The 17,301-nt window shown below is 74.5% G+C and carries 17 protein-coding genes; 8 read left to right on the top strand and 9 right to left on the bottom strand.

Annotated elements, in window-relative coordinates; genetic code table 11:
- The first annotated feature begins 131 nt into the window (after positions 1–131).
- Positions 132–1,166, top strand: coding sequence for an NUDIX domain-containing protein (locus tag ACSU6M_RS04030; RefSeq protein WP_437067097.1), 1,035 nt, complete (start codon positions 132–134; stop codon positions 1,164–1,166).
- Here ACSU6M_RS04030 and ACSU6M_RS04025 read toward each other — a convergent pair.
- Together ACSU6M_RS04025 and ACSU6M_RS04020 are read right to left on the bottom strand one after the other, a co-directional pair.
- On the bottom strand, positions 1,139–1,846 hold the full coding sequence (locus tag ACSU6M_RS04025; protein ID WP_437067095.1) for an MBL fold metallo-hydrolase: 708 nt from the start codon (positions 1,844–1,846) through the stop codon (positions 1,139–1,141). The two genes, ACSU6M_RS04030 and ACSU6M_RS04025, sit on opposite strands and share 28 nt — an antisense overlap.
- 307 nt (positions 1,847–2,153) lie before the next feature.
- Positions 2,154–3,509 carry a dipeptidase gene (locus tag ACSU6M_RS04020; protein ID WP_437067093.1) on the bottom strand — a complete coding sequence of 452 codons (1,356 nt, stop codon included), beginning with the start codon at positions 3,507–3,509 and terminating at the stop codon, positions 2,154–2,156.
- Positions 3,510–3,642: 133 nt separating this feature from the next.
- Between ACSU6M_RS04020 and ACSU6M_RS04015 the strand changes: the two genes are divergently transcribed.
- From ACSU6M_RS04015 to ACSU6M_RS04005, 3 genes are all read left to right on the top strand, one after another.
- Complete coding sequence (locus ACSU6M_RS04015; RefSeq protein WP_437067091.1) at positions 3,643–4,938, top strand: geranylgeranyl reductase family protein; 1,296 nt, start codon at positions 3,643–3,645, stop codon at positions 4,936–4,938.
- A gap of 196 nt (positions 4,939–5,134) precedes the next feature.
- Positions 5,135–6,337 carry a sensor histidine kinase gene (locus tag ACSU6M_RS04010; protein WP_437067090.1) on the top strand — a complete coding sequence of 401 codons (1,203 nt, stop codon included), beginning with the start codon at positions 5,135–5,137 and terminating at the stop codon, positions 6,335–6,337.
- Entirely contained in the window at positions 6,334–6,999 is a 666-nt protein-coding gene (locus ACSU6M_RS04005) for a response regulator (protein ID WP_437067089.1), read from the top strand. The genes ACSU6M_RS04010 and ACSU6M_RS04005 overlap by 4 nt, the downstream gene beginning before the upstream one ends.
- On the opposite strand, the gene ACSU6M_RS04000 is transcribed toward ACSU6M_RS04005, so the two are convergent.
- Both ACSU6M_RS04000 and ACSU6M_RS03995 read right to left on the bottom strand, forming a co-directional pair.
- Complete coding sequence (locus ACSU6M_RS04000; protein WP_437067087.1) at positions 6,960–7,244, bottom strand: DUF6332 family protein; 285 nt, start codon at positions 7,242–7,244, stop codon at positions 6,960–6,962. The genes ACSU6M_RS04005 and ACSU6M_RS04000 overlap by 40 nt on opposite strands.
- Positions 7,245–7,340: 96 nt before the next feature.
- A complete protein-coding gene (locus ACSU6M_RS03995; RefSeq protein WP_437067086.1) occupies positions 7,341–8,828 on the bottom strand; it encodes an MFS transporter in 1,488 nt (495 codons plus the stop codon).
- Between the two features lie 85 nt (positions 8,829–8,913).
- Between ACSU6M_RS03995 and ACSU6M_RS03990 the strand changes: the two genes are divergently transcribed.
- Positions 8,914–9,309, top strand: a complete 396-nt coding sequence (locus ACSU6M_RS03990; RefSeq protein WP_437067084.1) for a MarR family winged helix-turn-helix transcriptional regulator — start codon at positions 8,914–8,916, stop codon at positions 9,307–9,309.
- A gap of 28 nt (positions 9,310–9,337) precedes the next feature.
- On the opposite strand, the gene ACSU6M_RS03985 is transcribed toward ACSU6M_RS03990, so the two are convergent.
- Complete coding sequence (locus tag ACSU6M_RS03985) at positions 9,338–10,075, bottom strand: maleylpyruvate isomerase family mycothiol-dependent enzyme (protein WP_437067082.1); 738 nt, start codon at positions 10,073–10,075, stop codon at positions 9,338–9,340.
- 458 nt (positions 10,076–10,533) lie between these two features.
- Here ACSU6M_RS03985 and ACSU6M_RS03980 point away from each other — a divergent pair, with 458 nt between their 5' ends.
- A complete protein-coding gene (locus ACSU6M_RS03980) occupies positions 10,534–11,346 on the top strand; it encodes a hypothetical protein (RefSeq protein WP_437067080.1) in 813 nt (270 codons plus the stop codon).
- Complete coding sequence (locus tag ACSU6M_RS03975; protein ID WP_437067078.1) at positions 11,343–11,792, top strand: J domain-containing protein; 450 nt, start codon at positions 11,343–11,345, stop codon at positions 11,790–11,792. Before ACSU6M_RS03980 ends, ACSU6M_RS03975 begins: the two co-directional genes overlap by 4 nt.
- 9 nt (positions 11,793–11,801) lie before the next feature.
- Here the strand turns inward: ACSU6M_RS03975 and ACSU6M_RS03970 are convergent, their stop codons facing one another.
- Genes ACSU6M_RS03970 through ACSU6M_RS03960 form a run of 3 tightly spaced genes read right to left on the bottom strand, consistent with a single transcriptional unit; the run spans position 11,802 to position 14,928 of the window.
- Positions 11,802–13,862 carry a M48 family metalloprotease gene (locus tag ACSU6M_RS03970; RefSeq protein ID WP_437067076.1) on the bottom strand — a complete coding sequence of 687 codons (2,061 nt, stop codon included), beginning with the start codon at positions 13,860–13,862 and terminating at the stop codon, positions 11,802–11,804.
- Complete coding sequence (locus ACSU6M_RS03965) at positions 13,859–14,701, bottom strand: RNA polymerase sigma factor (RefSeq protein ID WP_437067075.1); 843 nt, start codon at positions 14,699–14,701, stop codon at positions 13,859–13,861. The genes ACSU6M_RS03970 and ACSU6M_RS03965 overlap by 4 nt, the downstream gene beginning before the upstream one ends.
- Positions 14,698–14,928 (bottom strand): hypothetical protein, encoded by a 231-nt coding sequence (locus ACSU6M_RS03960; RefSeq protein ID WP_437067072.1) that lies wholly within the window; start codon positions 14,926–14,928, stop codon positions 14,698–14,700. The genes ACSU6M_RS03965 and ACSU6M_RS03960 overlap by 4 nt, the downstream gene beginning before the upstream one ends.
- 320 nt (positions 14,929–15,248) lie before the next feature.
- Here ACSU6M_RS03960 and ACSU6M_RS03955 point away from each other — a divergent pair, with 320 nt between their 5' ends.
- The gene (locus ACSU6M_RS03955; RefSeq protein WP_437067071.1) at positions 15,249–15,701 is read left to right on the top strand and encodes a phospholipase; all 453 of its coding nucleotides are present in this window, start codon (positions 15,249–15,251) and stop codon (positions 15,699–15,701) included.
- 48 nt (positions 15,702–15,749) lie between these two features.
- On the opposite strand, the gene ACSU6M_RS03950 is transcribed toward ACSU6M_RS03955, so the two are convergent.
- Positions 15,750–17,261 carry an amidohydrolase gene (locus ACSU6M_RS03950; RefSeq protein WP_437067069.1) on the bottom strand — a complete coding sequence of 504 codons (1,512 nt, stop codon included), beginning with the start codon at positions 17,259–17,261 and terminating at the stop codon, positions 15,750–15,752.
- Positions 17,262–17,301: the final 40 nt, after the last annotated feature.

The raw sequence follows: 17,301 nt of genomic DNA, 5'->3' as shown, positions 1-17,301 counted from the left end.
CGGCTCCGCACGGCGCCGGGCTCCCGGGTGGGGGCCCGGCGCCGTGCTGTCCGCAGGGCCTCAACTGCGCCTGGTTTCCGTGGCAGGGTGGAGCGGGCAAGCCACAGGGGGCCAACAGAAGAGGGGGACACGTGACCGTCGTCTGGATCAACGGCGCGTTCGGTGCGGGGAAGACCACCACCGCACGGGAGCTGATCGACCTGATCCCGAACAGCACGCTCTTCGACCCCGAGCTGATCGGCGGGGCGCTCGCCCAGCTGCTCCCGGCCAAGCGTCTGGCCGAGGTGAGCGACGTCCAGGATCTGCCGATCTGGCGCCGGCTCGTGATCGACACGGCGGCCGCCCTGCACGCGGAGCTCGGCGGCACCCTGGTGGTGCCCATGACCCTGCTGCGCCAGGAGTACCGCGACGAGATCTTCGGCGGCCTCGCCGCCCGCCGGATCGCCGTACGCCATCTCGCGCTGACCCCGGCCGAAACGATCCTGCGCGAGCGAGCGGCCCACCGGGACAGCCCCCCGGACCTCCCCGGCGGCGAGAACCGCCGGTGGGACCACGACCCCGTCGAGCCCTGGCGCACCGCCCTCGCCGGCTGGCTCGGCGCCGACGCCTACCCCGTCGACAACAGCACCCTCACCCCGCACGAGACGGCCCGGCGCATCGCCGACGCCGTCGCCTGCGGGGCCGCCCCCGCCTGCGCGATCGTGCAGACCGCCGAGCCCACCGCCGAGACGGTCGCCGCGGGGGTGCTCCTCTTCGACGAGCACGACCGGGTGCTGCTGGTCGACCCCACCTACAAGCCCGGCTGGGAGTTCCCCGGCGGTGTCGTCGAACCCGGCGAGGCACCCGCACGCGCGGGCGTGCGCGAGGTCGCCGAGGAGACCGGCATCCACCTGACCGGCGTACCGCGTCTGCTCGTCGTGGACTGGGAGCGGCCCGCACCGCCCGGCTACGGCGGTCTGCGCCTCCTCTTCGACGGCGGCCGCCTCGACCCCGCGGCCTCCGCCCAACTGGTGCTCCCCGGCCCCGAGCTGCGCGCCTGGCGCTTCGTCACCGAGCAGGAGGCCGCCGACCTGCTGCCGCCCGTGCGCTACGAGCGGCTGCGCTGGGCGCTGCGGGCGCGGGAGCGCGGGGCCGCCCTCTACCTGGAGGCCGGCGTGCCCGTGTAGCGGGCCGCGGCCGCGCACAGCACCGCAGAGGCGTCCGCCGTCACCGGGTCCCCGTGCCCGAAACACGCGATCTCCGCGTCCAGCGCGGCCAGTTCCCGCACGGAACGCAGGGTCCGCTCCCGGTCCTGGTTGAACACGCCGAGCATCACCGTGCCGTCCACCGGCGACGCGGCCACCGTGTCCCCGGTGAACAGCACCCCCTGCTCCGGCAGATGCAGCGCGACGCTGCCCTCCGTGTGCCCCGGAACGTGCACGACGCGGGCACCGCCGCCGAAGTCCAGCACCTCCCCGTCCGACAGCTCCACGACGCGCGCCGGGCGCCGCGCCTGGCTCAGCGGCGGCAGATGCCGGGTGGCCTCCGCGTGGATCGGGCGCTCCCAGTCCTCCAGCACGGGCGGCGGACCGGGCCGCTCCCCGCGCACGTACGGCGCGTCCAGGCGATGCACCAGCACGGGGACGTCCCACTCGCCCGCCCCGCCCGCATGGTCCTCGTGGAAATGCGTGAGCACGATCCGGCGTACGGTCCCGAGACGCTCGGCGACGGCGGCGATCCGCTCGCCGGCGCCGACCGGACCGGCGTCGATCAGGGTCAGATCCCGGTCGCCGTCGCGCCAGAGGTATGCCTGGCCGACCGGGAAGCGCAGCAGATGGAGGCGGGGAAACAGCTCGATGACGTCCATGGCAGGAACGTAAGCGCCCCGCGCCGGAGGACGCGGGGCCCTTGGCTGTGAGCAGAGCCCGGCGGCGCCGAGCGGCGGCAGGACCCGGCACCGGCTGCGAGGCGGGCTCGGGCACCGGCTGCCGGCCGCGCTCGGGTACCGGCTGCGGGCCGCGCTCGGGTACCGGCTGCGGGCCGCGCTCGGGTACCGGCTGCGGGCCGCGCTCGGGTACCGGGCTGCCGGCCACGCTCGGTACCCGCTGTCTGCCGCGCACTCGGCACCCGCTGTCAGCCGCGCTCGGCACCCGCTGGGCGCGGAGCCCGGGCGCTCAGCTCGCGGCGTAGTTGCGCAGGAACAGCGCCTCCGCCACCGACAGGCGCTCCAGCTCCTCGGGCGACACGCTCTCGTTCACCGCGTGGATCTGCGCCTCGGGCTCGCTCAGGCCGATGAGGAGGATCTCGGCGCGCGGGTAGAGGGAGGCGAGGGTGTTGCACAGCGGGATGGAGCCGCCCTGACCGGCGTACTGCATCTCCTGGCCCGGATAGGCGACCGCCATCGCGTCGGCCATCGCCTGGTACGCCGGGCTGGAGGTGTCCGCGCGGAACGGCTGGCCCTGACCGATCTGCTCCGACGCCACCCGGGCACCCCACGGCGTGTGCGCCTCCAGGTGCGCCTGGAGCAGCTTGGTCGCCTCGGCCGCGTCCACGCCCGGCGGCACCCGCAGGCTGATCAGCGCGCGGGCGCTCGCCTGCACCGACGGGGTGGCGCCGACGACCGGCGGGCAGTCGATGCCGAGCACGGTGACCGCGGGCCGCGCCCAGATGCGGTCGGCGACCGTGCCGGAACCGATCAGACCGACCCCGTCCAGCACCTTGGCGTCCTTGCGGAACTGCTCCTCGTCGTACGCCAGCCCCTCCCAGCTCGCCTCACCGGTGAGCCCGTCGACCGTGGTGGAGCCGTCCTGCGCCCGCAGCGAGTCCAGTACGCGGATCAGGGCGGCCAGCGCGTCGGGCGCGGCGCCGCCGAACTGACCGGAGTGCAGGTTGCCCTGCAGGGTGTCGACCTGCACCCGCACCAGGGTCATGCCGCGCAGCGTGGAGGTGACCGTCGGCAGACCGACGCGGAAGTTGCCCGCGTCGCCGATGACGATGGTGTCCGCCTCCAGCAGCTCGGGGTGCGCCTCGGCGTACCGCTCGAGACCGCCCGTGCCCATCTCCTCGGAGCCCTCGGCGATGAACTTCACGTGCACCGGCACACCGCCGTTGGCCTTCAGCGCGCGCAGCGCCAGCAGGTGCATGATCACGCCGCCCTTGCAGTCGGCGGCACCGCGCCCGTACCAGCGGCCGTCGCGCTCGGTCAGCTCGAACGGCGGGGTGTCCCAGCCGGCCTCGTCGAGCGGGGGCTGCACATCGTAGTGGGCGTAGAGGAGAACCGTTTTCGCGCCGGCCGGCCCCCGCAGATGGCCGTACACCGACTGGGTGCCGTCCGGGGTGTCCAGCAGCGCGACGTCCTCGAAACCCTCGGCGGTCAGCGCGTCGGCGACCCAGCGGGCCGCGCCCTCGCTCTCGCTCTTCGGGAACTGGTCGAAGTCCGCCACCGACCTGAAGGCCACCAGCTCGGCCAGCTCCGCCTTCGCCCGGGGCATCAGCGAGGCGACGGTCTCGGCGACCGGATTCGACGACATGGGCACGCTCCTCGTGGGTGCGACGTTGAACCAATGGATAGCGCGATCCTCCCACAACGGCCTGCGGCGATCTCCGCCGTAGGATGCGGGGGACAGATGCGGCAGGCGGCTGGACCGGGAGCGGTAGACCATCGTGAGCAGCGAGAACTCTTCGGCGGACGACGAGCGGCGGGTGTGGGACGTCGTCGTGGTGGGCGCGGGACCCGCGGGGGCTTCGGCCGCCTACGCGGCCGCGGTCGCCGGACGGCGCGTCCTGCTGCTGGAGAAGGCCGACCTGCCCCGCTACAAGACATGCGGCGGCGGCATCATCGGCCCCTCGCGGGACGCCCTGCCGCCCGGCTTCGAACTGCCCCTGCGCGACCGGGTGCACGCGGTCACCTTCGCGCACAACGGCCGCTTCAGCCGCACCCGGCGCTCCAAGCACATGCTCTTCGGGCTGATCAACCGCCCCGAGTTCGACCAGCAGCTCGTCGAGCACGCCCAGAAGGCGGGCGCCGAGCTGCGCACGGGCGTCACCGTCTCGCGTGTCGAGCAGCACGGCTCCGCGGTGCCGGACCGGCGCACGGTCGCGGTCGTCCTCCAGGGCGGCGAGACACTGCTCGCGCGGGCCGTGGTCGGCGCCGACGGCAGCGCCAGCCGGATAGGAGCCCATGTCGGCGTCAAGGTCGACCAGGTCGACCTCGGCCTGGAGGCGGAGATCCCGGTGCCGGAGACGGTCGCCGAGGACTGGAAGGGACGGGTGCTGCTCGACTGGGGCCCCATCCCCGGCAGTTACGGCTGGGTGTTCCCCAAGGGCGACACCCTGACGGTGGGGGTGATCTCCGCGCGCGGCGAAGGCGCCGCCACCAAGCGCTACTTGGAGGACTTCATCGGGCGGCTCGGCCTCGCCGGTTTCGAACCGAGCATCTCCTCCGGCCATCTGACCCGCTGCCGCGCCGACGACTCGCCCCTCTCGCGCGGGCGCGTCCTGGTGTGCGGCGACGCGGCGGGGCTGCTGGAGCCCTGGACCCGCGAGGGCATCTCCTTCGCCCTGCGCTCCGGGCGGCTCGCGGGGGAGTGGGCGGTACGGATCGCCGAGGCGCACGACGCCGTGGACACCCGCCGCCAGGCCCTCAACTACGCCTTCGCCGTCAAGGCGGGCCTCGGCGTCGAGATGGCCGTCGGCAAGCGGCTCCTGGCCGCCTTCGAACGCCGCCCCGGCGTCTTCCACGCCGCCCTCACCGGTTTCCGCCCCGCCTGGCGGGCCTTCATGGACATCACCCGCGGAGCCACCTCCCTCGGCGAGATCGTCCGCAACCGCCCCATCGCCCAGCGGATACTGACCACACTGGACCGGCGACCGGCGGAGCAGCCCCCGGCTCCCGCGAACACCCGTGCGGAGGAGCCGGCGGCCACGGGCGCGGACGGGCCCGAGGACGTCACTCCCTGAGCCGAGGACGCCACTCCCTGGCCCGAGCACACCGCTCCCTGACCCGAGCACACCGCTCCCTGGCCCGAGGACTTCACTCCGTGATCTGATCCACGGGACCGGCCGCGGTGCGGATCCGCGTACTTCATGGGGAGTACGTGTGATCACCTCGCCCGGCTGACGCCGCTCGCGGCAGGTGCGGTCTAGCGTGGCGGGCATGGAGGAACAGCGTGCCCTGAGGCCCCCCTGGGCCCTCGTCCGCGGTGCGGGCGACGGCTCGGGGTGGCCGTGGCGCTCGACCCTGCTGCTCACCGTCTTCGTGCAGGTCGGGTCGCATTTCGCGGCGCACGGGCAGGAGGGCGGGCGGGCGGGTCTGGATGCCTTCGCGCGGGTGCTGCTGGTGCTGGCCTGCGGGCAGCTGCTGTGGCGGCTGCGGCGGCCGGTGCCGGTGGTGTTCGGTACGGCGGGAGTGACGGCGCTCTATCTGGGGGCCGGATATCCCTACGGGCCGGTCTTCCTCGCCGTGGCCGTGGCCTGCTTCAGCGCCGTCGTCGCGGGACACCGCCGGGCGGCCTGGGCGGCGGTGGGGCTGCTGTGGGCGGTGCATCTGCTGGTGGCGCACTGGCTGTACCGGTGGCTGCCGCCGTCCGGGGACTCGGCCGCCTCCTGGGGGCAGGAGGCGGTGATCGCCGCCTGGGTGGCCGCGATCGTGGCGCTGGCGGAGCTGGCGCGGGTGCGGCGTGAACAGTGGGAGCGCGAGCGGGCCGAGCGCGCCGAGGCGGCCCGGCGCCGCGCCGACGAGGAGCGGCTGCGGATCGCCCGTGAGCTGCACGACGTCCTGGCCCACAGCATCTCGGTCATCCATGTGCAGGCGGGTGTCGGCCTGGCGCTGCTGGACAGCGACCCGGAGCAGGCCCGCACCGCGCTCACCACCATCAAGTCCGCCAGCAAGGAGGCGCTCGGCGAGGTCCGCCAGGTCCTCGACACCCTGCGCACGCCGGGCGACGCGCCGCGCGCCCCCGCGCCCGGCCTGGACCGACTGCCGGAACTGGTCGAGCAGGCGGCGAGCGCGGGCCTCACCGTGCACCTCGAGGGCGAGGCACCGCGGCTGCCGCCGGGCGCGGACCTCGCCGCGTTCCGGATCGTGCAGGAAGCCCTCACCAACGTCGTACGGCACTCCGGGTCCCGGCACGCGCGCGTGCGGCTCGATCCGGGCGACCGTACGTCGCTACGGCTGTGTATCGACGACGACGGTCCGGCGACCGGCGCCGACGCGGGCGGCGGCGGCAACGGGCTGGCCGGGATGCGGGAGCGGGCGGCCGCGCTGGGTGGCACGATCGAGGCGGGTCCCCGGCCCGACGGCGGTTTCCGGGTGCTCGCGGTACTGCCGCTGCGGGGCGAAGAGGAGGTGGACCGGTGATCCGCGTGCTGCTCGCCGACGACCAGTCACTGGTGCGGGCCGGTTTCCGCGCGCTGCTGGACGCCCAGCCGGACATCGAGGTGGCCGGTGAGGCCGCCGACGGCGAGGAGGCGGTGCGCGCGGTGCGCGAACTGCGCCCGGACGTCGTCATGATGGACATCCGCATGCCCGTGCTCGACGGCCTGGCCGCCACCCGGCGGATCACCGGGGACGAGGCGCTGGCGGACGTCAAGGTGGTCATGCTGACCACGTTCGAGCTCGACGAGTACGTCTTCGAGGCGATCCGCTCCGGCGCCTCCGGCTTCCTGGTCAAGGACACCGAACCCGACGAACTCCTGCGCGCGGTGCGGGCGGTGGTCGCCGGGGACGCGCTGCTCTCGCCGGGCGTCACCCGGCGGCTGATCGCCGAGTTCGCCGCCCGTTCCAAGGAGCCCGCGGCCGCCGACGCGCTGACCCGGCTCACCGAGCGGGAGCGGGAGGTGATGGCGCTGGTCGGCATCGGGCTGTCGAACGAGGAGATCGCCCGCCGGCTCGTCGTCAGCCCGCTCACCGCCAAGACGCACGTCAGCCGCACGATGGTGAAGCTGGGCGCGCGCGACCGCGCCCAACTGGTCGTGCTGGCCTACGAGTCGGGGTTGGTGCGGCCGGGCTGGCTGGGCTGATCCTGCCGCCCGAAGCGCAGCAGCACGGAGATCACGCGGGCGGCGAACAGCGCGACGGCGACCGCGGCGCCGGTGCGCAGCAGGGTCGTCTCCGCCAGGTCCGACAGGTCGAAGAACAGGGCCGGCCCGGCCACCGCCCCGAACACCACCGCTGCCGCGAAGGCGGCGCTGAACAGCGCGTATCCGATCTCGACGGTGATCGCGTCCCGGTCGGCCTGCGTCCGTCGTTCCCCGTGCATGGTCATGGTCCCCCATCGTTGGTCGTGATCAAGTCAAACAGGAGGATGCCCGGCGGGGCAAACGGCCCCGCCGGGCATCTGTGGGAGGCGGTGTCCCCCGGTTCAGTCGCGGACCGCAACGCGCTCCGCGTCCGCCTCCTTCACGGTGGACCTGGCGACGACGACCGAGTGCGACCGGCGTCGGCCGCGCAGTCCCGTCAGGGTGATCAGCAGGCCGAGGGCGGCGATCCCGGCGACCACGATCAGGCCGGGCCGGTAGCTGTCGAGGACGGCCTGCGGGGTGGGGTTCTCGGGGGCGCCCGCGGTCACCACGGCCGTGACGACGGCGAGGAAGATGGCGCCGCCGACCTGCACGGAGGTGTTGAGCAGCCCGGAGACCATGCCCTGCTCGTGGTCGTCGACCCCGTTGGTGGCCTGGATGTTGAGCGAGGGGAAGACCAGCGCGCAGGCCGCGCCGATCAGCAGCATGCTCGGCAGGATCGCGACGGCGTACACCGGGTCGAGGTCGACGCCGAGGAACAGCGCGTATCCGACGACCATCAGCGCGAAGCCGACGGCGATCAGCCGCTGGGTGCCGAACCGGTCCACGATGTCGCCGACCTTCGTCGCGGAGATCGCGACCAGGGCGCCGGCCGGCAGGAAGGCCAGCGCGGTGTGGAGGGCCGACCAGCCGAGCAGTTCCTGCATGTACAGGGTGACCAGGAACTGGAAGCCGACGTAGGAGCCGAAGAAGGCCATCGCGCCGAGCTGGGCGCGGATCTGGTTGCCCGAGCGCAGCACGCCCAGCCGGATCAGCGGTCCGGCCGAGCGCCGCTCGACGGCGACGAAGGCGGCCAGCAGGACGGCGACGGCGAGGAAGGACAGCAGGGTGCGGGCCGACGCCCAGCCGACCTCGGGAGCCTGCACGACGGTGAACACCAGCAGCAGCATCGAGGCGGTGCCGAGGACGGCGCCGGGGATGTCGTAGCCGCTGTGGTTCTTCTCGCGTTCGCTGCGCGGCAGCAGCTTCAGACCGGCGACCAGGGCGATCAGGGCGATGGGCGCGGGCAGCAGCATGGTCAGGCGCCAACTGGCCTCGGTGAGCAGGCCGGACAGCACCAGGCCCATGGAGAAGCCGGTGGCCGCGCAGGTGGTGTAGATGGACAGGGCGCGGTTGCGCAGCGGGCCCTCGGGGAACGTCGTGGTGATGATCGACAGGCCGGCGGGGGCGGTGAAGGCCGCGCTCAGGCCCTTGACGAAGCGGCTGGCGATCAGCAGCGGGCCGGAGTCCACGAGCCCGCCGAGCAGTGAGGCGAGCGCGAAGACGCCGAGGGCGACCAGGAAGACCTGGCGCCGGCCGAGCAGGTCGGCGGTGCGGCCGCCGAGGAGCAGCAGGCCGCCGTAGCCGAGGATGTAGCCGCTGACGATCCACTGCAGGGACGAGGTGGACAGGCCCAGGTCGGAGCCGATGGACGGCAGGGCGACGCCGACCATCGACACGTCGAGGGCGTCGAGGAACATCGCGGCGCACAGCACGAGCAGCGTGCCCCACAGCCGGGGCGTCCAGGCAGATGCCGAGGGGGCCGCGGGGGCGGTGAGCGGTGAGGTCATGGCGACGACACTACATGCACATGCATGAGATGCAAATGCATTTAATTCCGATGCAACAAAGTGGATTCTCTGCTACGGTGCGGCCATGTCGGCGAAGAATGGCCAGCAGGCGCTCGTGGACCAGTGGCGCGACATCCTGGCGCTGCACGCCCGCACCCAGTGCGAACTCGACCGCGCGCTGGGGCCGCACGGCCTGTGCGCCAGCGACTTCGAGGTGCTCGACGTACTGGCCGCAGGCGGGGCCTACCGCGTCCAGGAGATCTCCGAGCAGGTGCATCTCAGCCAGAGCGCGCTGTCCCGGCTGATCGCGCGCCTGGAGAAGGACGGCCTCGTCGAGCGCGGCCTGTGCCCGGAGGACCGCCGCGGCGTTCGCGTGGCCCTCACCCGCAAGGGCCGCGCACTGCACGGGACGGTCCTGCCCGCGCAGCGCGCGGTGCTCACCCGGATGCTGGCGGACACGGGCGGGCGAGAAGGCTGTTAGGGCCCGTCGTCCGGATCGGGCCGGGGTCCTAGCCGATCGCCGACCGTTCGCGCCACAGGGCCGCGAGGTCGGGGTCGCCCGTGATGCGGGGGACCGGCAGGCGGTTCCAGAGGGCCAGGTACAACTGGTCGGCCGGACCGGCGAGTTCGGCGTGGGCGGGCTCGTCCGTGCCGGAGGTGGTGACCGGCGGTTCGCTCGTCAGACGGACGTCCCATGCCGCGTCCGGGTCCGAGGCGCGCACTCGCAGCAGGCGCGGCTCGTCGGTGCGGACCCGGCTCTTGGGGCGGGCGTGGAAGCCGCGCAGCAGCTCGTCGATGCCGTCGACCGCGAACTCCCCGGAGACACGGGTGGGTTCGGTGCCGAGGGCGGCCTGGGCGTCGAAGCGGTGCACGGTCGTCTCGTGCGCCTGACGCCGGGTCCAGAACGCCAGTGGTGACGGGTTGGGCGCCGGGTGGAAGGTCCAGCACTCCAGGTCGGCCGGCGCGTCGGCGAGGGTGTCCACCAGCCGGCGGTGGCTGTCCCGGTACCAGGCGATCAGGTCGGCGCCGTCCAGGGCGGGCTCCTCGCCGAGGGGCCGGGGTCCGGCGTGGCGCTCCCGTACGAACGAGGCGGCCCATACGTGCACGGCTCCCGTGTGCCGGAGCAGGTCCCGCACCTGCCAGCCGGGGCAGGTGGGCACCTTCGCGTCGACGCCGGCCCGCTCCGCGGCGTCCGCGAGCAGCCGGCCCTCCGTGTCGAGGGTGGCGAGGTGTGCGGCGGTCTCCATGGAGGGGAGTCTGCCTGATGGAGTGCGCTTCAGGGCAAGGCTTTTCGGATGGTGGACCGCCGGGGTCGGCGGCGGCCTCCTCGCATCCTGCGTCCGTAGCTGCGGCTCGTCGGTGGCGGCCTTCCCGCATCCTGCGTCCGGACAGCTGCGGCTCGTCGGTGGCGGCCTTCCCGCATCCTGCGTCCGGACAGCTGCGGCTCGTCGGTGGCGGCCTTCCGCACCCTCGGTCCGGACAGCTGCGGCTCGTCGGTGGCGGCCTTCCGCATCCTCGGTCCGGACAGCTGCGGCTCGTCGGCGGCGCCTTTCCCGCGGCCCGGGGCCGGTGCCGTACCGCCACGGCCGGTCCGCGGCGGCCTTCCGGTTTCCGGCCTCCGGTCCGAGCGGCCACCTTCCTCGGCGGGCGGGGCGCGGCGACAATGGGTGGCCGGTGTCGGCGGAACCGTCTGGGAGGACCCGGTATGACGTCGCAGCCCGTGCCCCGGCCGGATCCGGGGGAGGGTCGGTCCGGACGGTCACCGGGGCGCCGGTACGGACTCCTCCCCGGCCGCAGGTCGAAGCCGCTCCCCGAGCGCGGGGCGCAGTCCCTTCCCGGCCGCCGGTCCGGCACGCTCCCCGTGCGGTCCGGCGGCGCCGCGGCGCCCGTGCACGACCCCGCCGCGCTCGGGTTCGTCGACCGGCCCGGGCGCGAGTACTGGTGGGGGCTGCTCGGCGAGGGGGTCCGCGACCGGATGGCCGCGCGGGTCGGTCCGGCCGTCGAGTGGTGGGCGTACTGCCGCACCACGGACGGCGAACGCCCCTACGCGGTGGTGCTGGGCGAGCGCGGGCTGGCCGTGAGCACACCGACCGTCAACGACCGGGGCGGACCGGCCCAGTTGCTCACGGTCGTGCCGTTCGTGCCCGCGTCGCTGCGGCACGCGGTGGTCGTGCAGAGACCCACCCGGCGCCCACCGTCCGGTGCCGCCGCGACGGACGACCCCGCGCCGGGGACGGGCGGCGCCGAACCGCCGCTGACGGCCCGTCTGCGCGGCTTCCTCGGCAATCTGCCGGCGGAGGCGCAGTCGCGGCTGCAGTGGCCGTTCGTCAACGGTGACGTCTTCGACTCCGGGGACCACTTCTACTCCGGTGACGAGGACGAGCTGGACGTCTGGTGCTATCTCGCCGGGCGCCGCTGGGTGACCTTCGTGTCGGGGCACGGCTCGGGTCTGTCGGGGCCCGCGCACCGCGCCTCGTGGCGGCTGGTCTGCCGGCAGGCCGAGGTGGCGGTGCGATGAGCAGGGCGGACGAGCCGGACCTCTATGCGGTGCTCGGCGTACCGGCCGACGCGCCGAGGGGCGAGATCGCGCGCGCGTACCGCCGGCAGGCGCTCGTCCACCACCCCGACCGGGGCGGTGACGCGGAGACCTTCCGCCGTCTGCACCGGGCCTACGACACGCTGTCCGACCCGGTGCGGCGCGCCGCGTACGACCGCCGCCGCCAGGCGCCGTCACGGACCGCGCCGCGCCCGGCCCCCACCCCGCCACCGCCGGCCGCCGACCCCTTCACCTGGGAGCCCGGCGCCGGCCCGAGCACCGGCACACGCCCCGGTGAGGACTCCAGGGTGTACGCCGTCTCCTTCCCGGCACAGGATCCCGGCTCCTCGTGGCGGCGGGACGACCGGTTCGCCTGGTGGAGACCCGCGGACGAGTCCCCGCCGCGGCGCCGCCGACGCCGTCGCTGACGCGCCCGGTCACCCGCACCGCGCCGAGCCCCGCTCCTCGGACTCCGGTATCCACAGCTTCTGCCCCGCCACGAGCCCGGTCCTCGTCCCCATGCCGTTGAGCTCCTGCAACTCGGCGACCGTGGTGCCGTACCGGCAGGCGATACCGGACAGCGTGTCGCCGGGGACGACGGCGTGGACGCGGAAGACGGGGAGGAAGAGCGACGGGTGCGGGTGCAGGGTGAGGCTCGGCCAGGGCAGGGGCGGGTCGTAGTCCGGCGTCGGCAGGCCGTAACCGGGCGCCGGGAAGGGGGTCGTGAGGCGCGGCTGCGTCGGGTACGCCGGGAAGGAGCCCACCGGCAGCACCGGCCGGGAGGACTGCGGATACGACGAGAAGTCCGAGCCGATCAGGGCGACGACCCACACCACCCCCGCGCAGATCAGCGTGCCCAGGGTCACCTTGGCGACCCGGCGCTGTCGGCGCAGCTCCTCCATGACCAGCTCCGGCGCACGCCGAGCGGACCGGGCGGCCGCGGTGCGTCCGGCCGGGGCGGCCACGGTACGCAGGGCCAGCGCGACCGGCGCCTCGACCGTCAGGCCGAGCCGCGCCAACTCGCCGCGCAGCGCGCCGACTCGCGCGGCATCGCGGGCGGCCCCGGCGACCAGCGCCTCCAGCCGGCCGTCCGGGTCGCGCGGGCAGTCGAGCACATAGCCGCGGGTCCAGCTCAGCACCCAGCGCGCCCGGCCCGCGCCCGCCAGGGCCTGCCCGGTCAGTGCGTACAGCGCCTCGGCGAGCTGCTCCTCGGGCGCGGGCGCGTCGGTGAGCCTGCGCACCAACTCGTCCTGCCGGCCCTGCTCCAGCAGGTCGAGGACGGTGCCGAGCGTGGGACGCGCGGTGACGCCGATGCCCCGCGCGGCGTCCAGCAGGAGGGCGGCGAGTTCGATCGCGAACGCCTCGGCGGCCAGCTCCGCCCACACGGTCCGGGGCAGCGCGGTCGCCGGGCTCCCGGCCTCGGCGAGCATCCTCCGCTGCACCCGCTCCACCGGCCCCGGACCGGCGAGCAGCGCCCCCTCCTCCGCGACGGTGCCGCGCTCCCCGGCGGGCCGCGCCTCGATCAGTGCCAGCCGCCGGGCCAGCGGCGGATGCGAGTCCAGCGGCGACCGGTCCGCCTCGACCGGGTGCGCGCGCAAGTCCGCCATCCGCTCCCGCACCTCGGGGTCGTCCACCATGGCGGCGAACGCCTCGAACACGTCCTCGGGCACGAACCCCAGCCGCTGCACCGGCCGCAGATAGCGGCTGACGAACCCGGCCCAGGTGATGCCGAGGGCGTGGGTGGCCCGCAGCGCCTGCGCGGTCACCGCCGGACCGACCACGGCCACCGCCCGGGCGTCCGCCTCCAGCTCCTGGTGCCGGCGCACCGCGAGCGAGAGGCGCAGGTACACCCAGGCGTAGCCGCCGATCGCCGCCTGGAACAGCCAGGCGAACCCGGGCAGCGCCCGGTCCGACTGCGCGGTCATCCGCAGCCGGAACAGGGTGGAGTGCAGACAGGCCGCCCCGCGGTGGGTGAGGGCGCCGAACCGGGTGTGCCCGCCCGAGTAGTGGCCGAGCTCGTGGCAGAGCACGGCCCGCAGTTCGCCCGGCCGCAGCCGGTGCAGCAGCGGCACGCCCAGGTACATGGTCCGCTCGCCCACGGCGAAGCCGAGCAGCCGAGCCTCCTCCGACACCGACGCATTGGCCTCCGGGGTGAGGTAGATACGGCTCGGCGGGCGGGTGCGCAGCTCCCCGGCCAGGTCCTCGACCAGCCGCCACAGGCCGGGTGCCTCGGAGCGGCGGACCTGGACCGCGCCGGGCGGATGCTCCTCGGCGCGGCTCACTGTGCCGATCCCGTACAGCAGCGCGAAGGCCGCCGGGATGCTGCCGCCGAGCACCAGCGACCAGCTGCCGGCCCGTGCCGGTGCCTCCAGCATCAGCCACACCATCGCCGCGACGAACACCGTGTCCGCCGCGAGAAGCGCGTACGCCACGACGTAGAAGCCGGCGAGCAGCCCTACGGCGACCAGCCCGCGCAACCACCCGAGGACAGCGGTCACTCGCTCTCCCGCAGCCGGCGGGCCAGCGCGGCCCGCGCCCGTTCGAGCGCCTCCGGATCGGCGGCGAGGCCCGCGCGCAGCCATGCCTCCGTGTCGCGCAGAGCGGCGACGACGGGGTCGGCACCCGCACCGATACGGGCCCGCTCGGGCCGGCCCCCTTCGGTGCGGCTCCCCGCGTCCCGGCCTCCCGCGTCCCGGCCTCCCTCGTTCCGGCCGACCGCGAACCGGTCGACCCCGAACCGGCCCACCTCGAACCGACCCACCTCGAACCGGCCCCCGTCGACCGGGCCCGTGCCGACCGGACCGGCTCCGGCCAGGAACGGGTCGCGACCGCTCGTCTCGTCCGCGGCCATGTCCAGCGCCTCCTTGAGGGTCCGGCGCGCCTTGGAGACGTTCGCGGCGACACCGCCTCGGGTCATCCGCAGCGCCTTGGCGATCTCCTCCTGAGACCAGCCGTGCAGACAGAACAGCACCATGGTGATCCGCTGGCGCGGCGGCAGGGCGGCGAGCAGCCGCAGCACCTCGCGGGCCTCGGCGCTCTGTTCGGGCCCCGCCTGCGGCGGCACCGGCACATCGGGCAGCCGCTCCTGGCCGGTTCTGCGCCTGCGCCGGGCCTTCCACAGCCGCTGGACCGCCACCCGGTACACCCATGCCTCGGGCAGTTCGTACCCGGCGACGCGGTCCCAGGCGCGGTACGCCTCGGCATACGCCTCCTGGGCGGCGTCCTCGGCGTCCTCCCGGCTGCCACCCGCCATGACCAGCTGGGCCAGCAGGCGGTCGTAGGAGCAGGAGAAGAAGGTGTCGAAGTCGCGCGGCCGCACGGCCGGTCCGGCGTTCACCGACGCTCCCCGGCCGGCTCGGCGGCGCCCGCCGAACGCGCGGTCAGCATGTCGCCGTCGGCGCGCGTCACCTCGACCACGCCGCCGGGTCCGGCCGCCCGTACGACCGTCGCCAGGGCATGCGCCCAGGCCCGCTCACGGGTCGGCCGGGTCCACAGCGCGGCGAGCGCGTAGACCAACCGGGCACAGACCAGCACCACGACCACCACCACAGGGTCGACGACCATTTTCAGGGTCCCTTCTGGGGATCACAGCAGTGTCACCCTGATACAGCCGCTGGGGCCCAAGTCGTTTACTCACGGCAGGAGTTGCAGCAGATCTCCAGTGACCGGCGGGTGGTCGTAGCGCCCGTGGGACGCGGGCCGTACATCCCCCGCCGGAGTCCTCCTCGCGCGGCGTCGGACGGATGGCCGTCAAGTTACCGGAGTGGCACTGGAGTTAACGGACCATTGGCCCGAAGGCGGTGTGAGGCGATGGTTCCGGGGTCAATCATCTTGTCATGAACCTGCGGTCCGATGGGCGGGCCGCAGCCTCATGGAGGTGTGGGATGCACCGCAGACTCGCCACCGGCCTCGCCGGTTCTGCTCTCGCCCTGGCCACCGTCGTCGGCACGGCCGGCGCCGCCACCGCCGTTCCCGCCGACAAGCAGCAGGTCCTCTCCAGTTGGACCCAGACGAGCGCCTACAGCTACAACCTCTGGGCCTCCGCCCGCGCCAACCAGTCCGCCTGGTCCGCCTACGGGTTCGACTGGTCCACGGACTACTGCTCCTCCTCGCCCGACAACCCCTTCGGCTTCCCCTTCAGCATGTCCTGCGCCCGCCACGACTTCGGTTACCGCAACTACAAGGCGGCCGGAACGTTCAGCGCCAACAAGTCCCGTCTGGACAGCGCCTTCTACGAGGACCTCAAGCGCGTGTGCAACCGCTACAGCGGCGCCACCAAGTCCGCCTGCGACAGCACCGCCTGGACCTACTACCAGGCGGTGCGCGCGTTCGGCTGACCGTGCCGTGCCCGGGCGCGGCGGCCGCGACCGCCGCCGCGCCGACCGCTACGCAGGGCCGTGCGTGAACCGCCCGCCGAGCAGCGTGGCGTGCACCGGCATCCGGCGCAGGGCGGCCGGACCGGCGTCCAGCGGGTCGGCGTCCACCACCACCAGGTCCGCCGGGTCCCCCGCCCCGACCGACAGCCGCCCGCGGGCCGACGCGGCGAGTGCCGCGCGCACCGGGAGCCGCTGCTCCGGATGCCACGGCGGGCGCTCGTCCGCGGTACGGGCCACCGCCGCCGCGATGCCCAGCCACGGGTCCAGCGGGGCCACCGGCGCGTCCGAGCCGAACTCCAGCCGGGCGCCGGACGCCAGCAGATCGGCGTAGGCGAAGGCGCGGCCGGTGCGCCCGGCCCAGTGCCGGTCGGCCACGTCACGGTCGTCCACGGTGTGCGCGGGCTGCACCCCGGCCGTCACCCCGAGCGCCGCGAACCTCGGCACGTCCTCGGCCGACAGCAGCTGCGCGTGCTCGATCCGGCCCCGGCAGCCGACCTCGGCGAAGGCGTCCAGGGCGAGGGAGTTGGCCCGGTCGCCGATCGCGTGCACGGCCGGTTCGACGCCGTGCGCCCACGCCCGCCGCATCAGCCGCACCAGCTCCTCGTACGCCGTCTCCTGGATGCCGTACGCCTCCGCCGTGCCCTCCAGCCCCGGATACGGGTCGTGGCACAGGGCGGTACGGGTGTTGAGGGAGCCGTCCGTGAACAGCTTCAGCGGGCCGACCCGCACCAGGCCGCCGGTGCCCGGCAGTACGTCACCGGTGCGCAGGCCCCGCGCCACGGCCTCGTCGAGCTGCGCCGGGTACACGGCCGCGTCCACGCGCACCGGGAGCGGGGCCGTCGCCGCGCGCCGGGACCAGTCCGTGACGTTGTCGGCGAAGTGGAAGTCGACGAGGCCCGTGACACCGCGCGCCGCCGCGGCCCGGCACGCCTCGGCCACCCAGCCGTCCAGCACGTCCTCGGGCACCTCCGGCAGCGCGGCCACCGCCGCGAAGCACTCGCCCTCGCGCAGTACGCCGCTCTCGTGCCCGGCCCGTCCGACGAGCGCGAGCCCGGCCGAGTTCAGCCACGCCGCGTGCAGATCGGCGCCGACCAGCGCGACCGGGCGCCCCGGACACGCCGCGTCCAGCAGCGACTTGTGCGGCGCGTCGGGCCACAGCCCGTCCCGGAAGCCGTACCCGATCAGCACCTCGCCGCCGGGCTCCCCGGCCGCATGCCGTCGTACGGCGTCGGCGGCGGCCCGTGCCGAGGACACGCCGGACAGGTCGAGGCGGTGGCGTACGCTCGCCCACTGCGCGGCGTGCACATGGGCGTCCCACAGGCCGGGGAGCAGGGTGCGGCCGTCGAGGTCGAGCACCCGGCCCGTGACGGCAGACGGGTCCGGCTCGCCGATCTCGGCCACCCTCCCGTCCGCGATCCGCACCGACCCCAGCGGGCCGCCCGGCCCCAGCCGCACCCGTGTCAGTGTCAACTCCTCCAGCGGTTCGTCCAGTCGGCGGGGCGGGGCGTCGAGGCTCGTCATCCGGGCTCCAGTCCGTCGTCGGCTTCGTCGTCGGTTTCGT

This window comes from Streptomyces sp. enrichment culture (assembly GCF_964272895.1).
Taxonomy (GTDB): Bacteria; Actinomycetota; Actinomycetes; order Streptomycetales; family Streptomycetaceae; genus Streptomyces.
This window is presented reverse-complemented; position numbering and strand designations above follow the sequence as displayed.

Excerpts from the sequence above, each read along its gene's own strand:
- ACSU6M_RS04025 (WP_437067095.1), bottom strand. The coding sequence starts at position 1,846 with ATGGACGTCATCGAGCTGTTTCCCCGCCTCCATCTGCTGCGCTTCCCG.
- ACSU6M_RS03950 (WP_437067069.1), bottom strand. The coding sequence starts at position 17,261 with ATGACGAGCCTCGACGCCCCGCCCCGCCGACTGGACGAACCGCTGGAG.
- ACSU6M_RS03985 (WP_437067082.1), bottom strand. The coding sequence starts at position 10,075 with ATGGAGACCGCCGCACACCTCGCCACCCTCGACACGGAGGGCCGGCTG.
- ACSU6M_RS03995 (WP_437067086.1), bottom strand. The coding sequence starts at position 8,828 with ATGACCTCACCGCTCACCGCCCCCGCGGCCCCCTCGGCATCTGCCTGG.
- ACSU6M_RS03960 (WP_437067072.1), bottom strand. The coding sequence starts at position 14,928 with ATGGTCGTCGACCCTGTGGTGGTGGTCGTGGTGCTGGTCTGTGCCCGG.
- ACSU6M_RS04010 (WP_437067090.1), top strand. The coding sequence starts at position 5,135 with ATGGAGGAACAGCGTGCCCTGAGGCCCCCCTGGGCCCTCGTCCGCGGT.
- ACSU6M_RS04020 (WP_437067093.1), bottom strand. The coding sequence starts at position 3,509 with ATGTCGTCGAATCCGGTCGCCGAGACCGTCGCCTCGCTGATGCCCCGG.
- ACSU6M_RS03975 (WP_437067078.1), top strand. The coding sequence starts at position 11,343 with ATGAGCAGGGCGGACGAGCCGGACCTCTATGCGGTGCTCGGCGTACCG.
- ACSU6M_RS03990 (WP_437067084.1), top strand. The coding sequence starts at position 8,914 with ATGTCGGCGAAGAATGGCCAGCAGGCGCTCGTGGACCAGTGGCGCGAC.
- ACSU6M_RS04000 (WP_437067087.1), bottom strand. The coding sequence starts at position 7,244 with ATGACCATGCACGGGGAACGACGGACGCAGGCCGACCGGGACGCGATC.
- ACSU6M_RS03955 (WP_437067071.1), top strand. The coding sequence starts at position 15,249 with ATGCACCGCAGACTCGCCACCGGCCTCGCCGGTTCTGCTCTCGCCCTG.
- ACSU6M_RS03980 (WP_437067080.1), top strand. The coding sequence starts at position 10,534 with ATGACGTCGCAGCCCGTGCCCCGGCCGGATCCGGGGGAGGGTCGGTCC.